The organism is Flavobacterium sp. (assembly GCF_044371705.1).
Classification (GTDB): Bacteria; Bacteroidota; Bacteroidia; order Flavobacteriales; family Flavobacteriaceae; genus Flavobacterium.
The window spans coordinates 1-5562 of the sequence record NZ_JBILTE010000168.1; the positions used below are offsets into that span (position 1 = coordinate 1).

Genomic DNA, 5562 nt, shown 5'->3' on the forward strand with positions numbered 1-5562 from the left:
TTTTCTCTCTCTCAAATTGATTGTATTTTCCCTCAAATTTTATACTCATAAATAATTTGCTAAAATCGTTTCCCAATCTTCACCCGTGAAGTTTTTCCGCATTGCAATTCTCAAACACACCCGCTAAAAATCTGACATTGCATCAACTAGCGTATCATTTTTGGCCACTTAAGAAGTTGAAAAAAACAATGGAACTTGCGTGCTTGACCGACACAAATTACTGCGACTTGGCATGTGGAGTTTAGACAAAATTAGATTACTACTTAGTTTGCAATTACCTGTTTTTTGTTATCACTTGCTTAGCTATAACATAACTATAAAATAAATTTGAATGAACATTAAAATAACAGGGAGTAAGTATATTACATGAATTTTTAGGAACACTCCGTTGTTTTCCTTTGTTCTTTTCTTTCCCCCGGCCCGCCGCGGCGGGTGGAAAAAAACGGTGCTTCGAAAGGAGATTGTAATGAAATTCGAATAAAATTGCCTGCTGAAGCTATCCTGTTTTTTAGGAGCTACTTCGTCATCAGGAGTTGGGAGTAATTTTATTGTTGTAAGGTCTGCACACCTATGCAGTTGGAAACTAAACTTAAGACGAGATTATTAAATTAATTTGAGCTTTTCTTTTCTGTACACCGAAGGCGTCATTCCTTTTTTACTCAAAAAAATTCTATTAAAATAGCTGAGCGTTTCAAATCCACATGCAAAGGAAATTTGGCTAATTGTTTGATCGGATTGATCCAGCATTCGACAAGCCTCATTGATTCGCATCTCGTTCAAATAATCAGAGTATGTTTTTCCGGTGGCTTTTTTAAAAAATTTACAAAAATTACTTTCAGTTAAGTAAATCAATTCAGCTACCTGCTGCAAAGAAATCTTTTGGTAAAAGTTATTTTGTATAAACGTACAAACTTTATTGATTCGCAATTCACTTTTCTTAGAAGCAACATTGTGAAAAGTATTAGGAGCAATGAGTCGTACTTGTTCTTTTGACAATACTTCTAAAATCGAGATCAACTGTAAAATTCTATCAAAACCTGAAGCTTCGGTAATGGCAATTATTTTAGAAACCAACGCTTGATTCACTTGAAAGTTTATTCCTCGAGGTGCATTTTCAAGCATACTTTTGATGGAGAAGCTTTCATGAAGGCCTAAAAACGGTTCGATAAATTCTTTAGAGAACTGAATAACAATCGCTTCCGCATAAGGTGTAGCACCTAATTTACTAGACCATGTATGCGGTAAATTACTCCCCAATAAAACCAAATCGCCGGCACTAAAATACTCATACGAATTGCCCACAATCCTGTAGCCGCGGCCCTGCACAATATAAGTCAATTCATATTCCGGATGGTAATGCCATTTAAATTCAAAAAAAGGTACTTGTACACGATAGGCATAAAGGCTGGAACTCCCCTTTTCTGATCGTATATCCTCTAATTTAGCTTTCATAGCATATGATTATCAAAATATTTTTAAGATGTTCAAATTTAATTCAATATAGTATTATAATTAAACAATTTACTGTTAAATCTAACAGAAACGAATGAATAATTTTGGTAGTGAGAAAAAGGATAAAAGTCAAAAACAATACTATTCTAATCACATAATCGGATTATACCATGGAAACACTACCAAAATCAATTAACGAATTTCTAAACAAACCTTACTCGCTCACACAAGAACAAATTGATTTTTATCGAAAAAATCGATTCATAAAATTGAAAGACGTTTTAAACTATGAGACCATCGGGTTCTTTAACGATGCAATTAGCAAGCAAGTTCATGTAATGAATCAAGAACAAATAGCTCTGGAAGAGCGAACAACTTATGGAAAAGCCTTTTTACAACTATTCAATTTATGGTTGGAAAATGACCGTGTAAAAAAGTTAATTTTCAGTAAACGAATTGCACAAATTGCTTCAGAATTGATGGAAGTTAAAGGCGTTCGATTATATCACGATCAAGCTTTATTTAAAGAAGCTGGCGGCGGTATTACCCCTTGGCATGCAGACCAATATTATTGGCCATTAGAGACCGATAAGACCGTTACAGCTTGGATACCCTTGCAAGAAACACCATTGGAAATGGGACCACTTGAGTTTAGTGCAGGAAGTCACACAATTGTTGAAGGAAGAGAATTGGAAATTGGTGACGAAAGCGAAGAAATCATTCAAAAAAAACTACGCGTAACCGATTTCAAGCACATAATTGAACCGTTTGATTTAGGTGAAATTAGTTTCCATTCGGGCTGGGTGTTCCATCGTGCCGGTGCCAATGTAACCAATGAAATGCGAAAAGTAATGACCATTATTTACATGGACAAAGACATGGTTTTAAAAAATCCTGAAAATAAAAACCAGATACACGATTGGAACACTTGGTGTCCCGGTTCAAAAATAGGTGAGATAATTAATTCGCCCCTTAATCCTATTTTATATTCACTATAATAATGAGGGTCAAATACATCTGTACTTATTGGGGTTGCGAACATCAATCGGCAAAAGAATTTTTAGCCAATGTTATAGCCAATGGTTATGATGGTGTGGAAATAAATCTTCCCGATGATGCTAATTTCATTGCAGAGTTTATTGAAGAACTAACTATTATACGAAATACAGTAAACAGTGATTTCCTATTTATTGCTCAACAAGTACTGTCCAATAAAAAAGAAACAGTCAACCAATACATGGAAAGGATTGCTGAGCGATTAGAATTTTTAACAACCTTACAACCCAATGCTATTAATTCACATACCGGAAAAGATTTTTATGACTTTAGTGAAAACTGCAAAATAATTGAAATAACAGAGCGAATATCAAAAAATGCGGGGATTCCCATTTGGCATGAAATCCATCGAGGTAGATTTTCGTTCCATTTAAAAACACTTTTAAAATATTTAGAAATATACCCAAAATTAAAACTTATTGCCGATTTCTCTCATTTTTGTGTGGTTTCCGAAAGTAATTTGGCAGACGAACAAGATTTATTAGAAAAGATATATCCCTCTATAAAACATATTCATGCACGAGTTGGATTCGAGCAAAGTCCACAAGTTAACCATCCTTTCGCTCCGGAATGGAACACGTATTTAGAACGATATTTAACTTGGTGGAAAGAGATTATTGAAGTACAAAAAAATAGCAATACAGCGGTACTAACCATTACACCTGAATTTGGTCCATTTCCTTACATGCCACAAGAACCATTTACGCTACAACCACACTCCAATCAATGGGAAATTAACCTTCAAATGAAAAACTATCTACAACAAAACCTTTAAAAAGATGGATAAAAACAAAAATTATATTCTGTTTATTGCCTTGAGTGCAGCACTTGGAGGACTATTATTTGGCTATGATACGGCTGTAATTTCCGGTGCCATTGGAAACTTAACCGAATATTTCCAATTAAATCCGGTGGAAATAGGTTGGGCGATATCCAGTGCATTAGTTGGCTGTTTGATTGGTGCCTTTTTTTCTGATTACTTGAGTAACCGCTTGGGACGAAAAACTACGATGATAATTACGGCAATTCTCTTCATTTTAAATTCTATAGGAACCGCTTTACCCAATTCATTTACTATGTTTGTTATCTTTCGTATTGTTGGTGGCATCGGTGTTGGAATTGCATCCATGGTCGTACCCATGTACATTGCAGAAATTGCTCCTCCTAAAAGACGTGGTGCCTTGGTAGGTAACTATCAGTTAGCTATTGTCATTGGTATTGTTGTGGTTTATTTTGTCAATTACTTTATTGCACTTCAAGGCGATGCCCAGTGGAATCTAACGATTGGCTGGCGTTGGATGTTTGGTTCTGAAATCATTCCTTCAGTTCTCTATCTGGTTTTTATATTTCTCATTCCTGAAAGTCCCAGATGGTTACTGCAAAAAGGGAAATCCACTGAAGCAATTGCTGTGCTGCAAAAAATAAATACGGATGAAGATGCAGTTCAGGTGCAAACTGAAATTGAAAATTCATTAAACCAAGAAGATAAGAATCAGTGGAAATATCTCGCAAATCCACTATTTAAAAAAGCCCTTTTTGTAGGTGTCGGACTTTCAATTTTACAACAATTAACCGGTATCAATGCAATCTTGTATTATGCTCCCGAAATTTTTAAAAGTTTGGGTAGTGCAGCAGATACTTCACTATTAGAAACCAGTATTCTTGGGGTTGTAAATCTAATTTTTACACTGTTAGCAATCAAATGGGTAGATAAAATGGGTAGAAAACCATTACTTTACATTGGCTCTATTGGAATGACTATAGCTTTGGCAGCAGTAGGATCATTTCTTTACTATGATGCGGTAGGCAATTGGGTTTTACCATTTTTACTGCTGTTTATGGCTTCCTTTAGTATTTCGTGGGGACCAATCGTTTGGGTATTATTATCTGAAATTTTTCCCAATAAGATACGAAGTTTAGCACTGGCAATTAGCGTTTTTATACAATGGGTTGCCAATTTTGTCGTCACACAATTTTTTCCGACTTTGGTTGAAAATCAATGGTTAAATGATACATTCAACGGTGCATTTCCCTTTTACTTATTTTCAGTAATCTGCCTCTTCTCACTTTTCTTTGTATGGAAAAAAATTCCAGAAACCAAAAACAAAACACTCGAACAAATGGAAACATTATGGAAGTAAGAAGCACACTACTTTATATTATGGCTGTTTTAGTTACACATACATTCGTAGCACAAAACAACTCAAGATTTGTAAACACCTTTATTGGAACAGATGGCACCGGACATACATTTCCGGGACCTTCGTTACCTTTTGGTATGGTACAACCAGGTCCGGATAACAACATCGCAGGGTGGAACCATACTAGCGGCTACCAGTACAAAGACACTTTGCTTTTAGGATTTTCGCAAACTCGTTTTAGTGGTACAGGCATTGGTGAAATGGGCAACATTCTTTTGCTTCCTTTTCACGACAAAAAAATAAAGCTCAAAAACAGCTACTTTAAAAATACAGAAAAAGCAAGTGTTGGGTACTACACATTGACCAAAAAAGATGACATTAAAGTAGAGCTCACTTGTTCGGAAAGGGTCGCTTTTCATCAGTACACCTATCCTACTACAAATGCAAAACTACTGCTGGATTTTCAACACGGATTTCAATTTTTAAACGACAGTTTGGTTCTGGAAAATGACATAAAAATTGAAAACAATGGTACTATCTCAGGCTATTGCAAAACAAAAGGATGGGTAACAAAAAAGTATTTCTTTGTTGTACATTTTGAAACACCCTACTCCACTATCAGCCAACTGCCGCGAGAAAAAAAAGAAAATGCCCCCAAATTTAAAGTTGATTTTAAGCTTACAAAAAACAAAATTCTAAAGATAAAAATAGCTTTATCAACCGTAAGTATTGAAGGTGCTAAATTAAATATGGTAACCGAAATCCCACACTGGGATTTTAAAAAAACAAAGGTACATGCTGAAAAAGTATGGGAAAAGTATTTAAGCCGCGTGGATATTGAAGCTCCCCAAAAAGAAAAAGAACTATTTTACACCTCTTTGTACCATTTACTGTTACAACCCTCCAATATTGC

5 protein-coding genes are annotated in these 5562 nt (G+C 35.3%); 4 read left to right on the forward strand and 1 reads right to left on the reverse strand.

The features are described from left to right. Window positions 1-603: 603 nt before the first annotated feature. Window positions 604-1452: an AraC family transcriptional regulator gene (locus tag ACIQ2S_RS10680; RefSeq protein WP_396175795.1), complete on the reverse strand. Its 849-nt coding sequence runs from the start codon at window positions 1450-1452 to the stop codon at window positions 604-606. A 170-nt stretch (window positions 1453-1622) separates the two neighbouring features. Here ACIQ2S_RS10680 and ACIQ2S_RS10685 point away from each other — a divergent pair, with 170 nt between their 5' ends. From ACIQ2S_RS10685 to ACIQ2S_RS10700, 4 genes are all read left to right on the forward strand, one after another. After that, a complete protein-coding gene (locus ACIQ2S_RS10685) occupies window positions 1623-2450 on the forward strand; it encodes a phytanoyl-CoA dioxygenase family protein (RefSeq protein ID WP_396175797.1) in 828 nt (275 codons plus the stop codon). Window positions 2451-2452: 2 nt separating this feature from the next. Continuing rightward, complete coding sequence (locus ACIQ2S_RS10690; RefSeq protein WP_396175799.1) at window positions 2453-3283, forward strand: sugar phosphate isomerase/epimerase; 831 nt, start codon at window positions 2453-2455, stop codon at window positions 3281-3283. Between the two features lie 4 nt (window positions 3284-3287). Next, a complete protein-coding gene (locus ACIQ2S_RS10695) occupies window positions 3288-4649 on the forward strand; it encodes a sugar porter family MFS transporter (protein WP_396175801.1) in 1362 nt (453 codons plus the stop codon). Next, a partial coding sequence (locus ACIQ2S_RS10700; RefSeq protein WP_396175803.1) for a glycoside hydrolase domain-containing protein occupies window positions 4640-5562 on the forward strand: 923 nt, incomplete at its 3' end. The genes ACIQ2S_RS10695 and ACIQ2S_RS10700, both read left to right, overlap by 10 nt.

Excerpts from the sequence above, each read along its gene's own strand:
- ACIQ2S_RS10680 (WP_396175795.1), bottom strand. The coding sequence starts at position 1,452 with ATGAAAGCTAAATTAGAGGATATACGATCAGAAAAGGGGAGTTCCAGC.
- ACIQ2S_RS10685 (WP_396175797.1), top strand. The coding sequence starts at position 1,623 with ATGGAAACACTACCAAAATCAATTAACGAATTTCTAAACAAACCTTAC.
- ACIQ2S_RS10690 (WP_396175799.1), top strand. The coding sequence starts at position 2,453 with ATGAGGGTCAAATACATCTGTACTTATTGGGGTTGCGAACATCAATCG.
- ACIQ2S_RS10695 (WP_396175801.1), top strand. The coding sequence starts at position 3,288 with ATGGATAAAAACAAAAATTATATTCTGTTTATTGCCTTGAGTGCAGCA.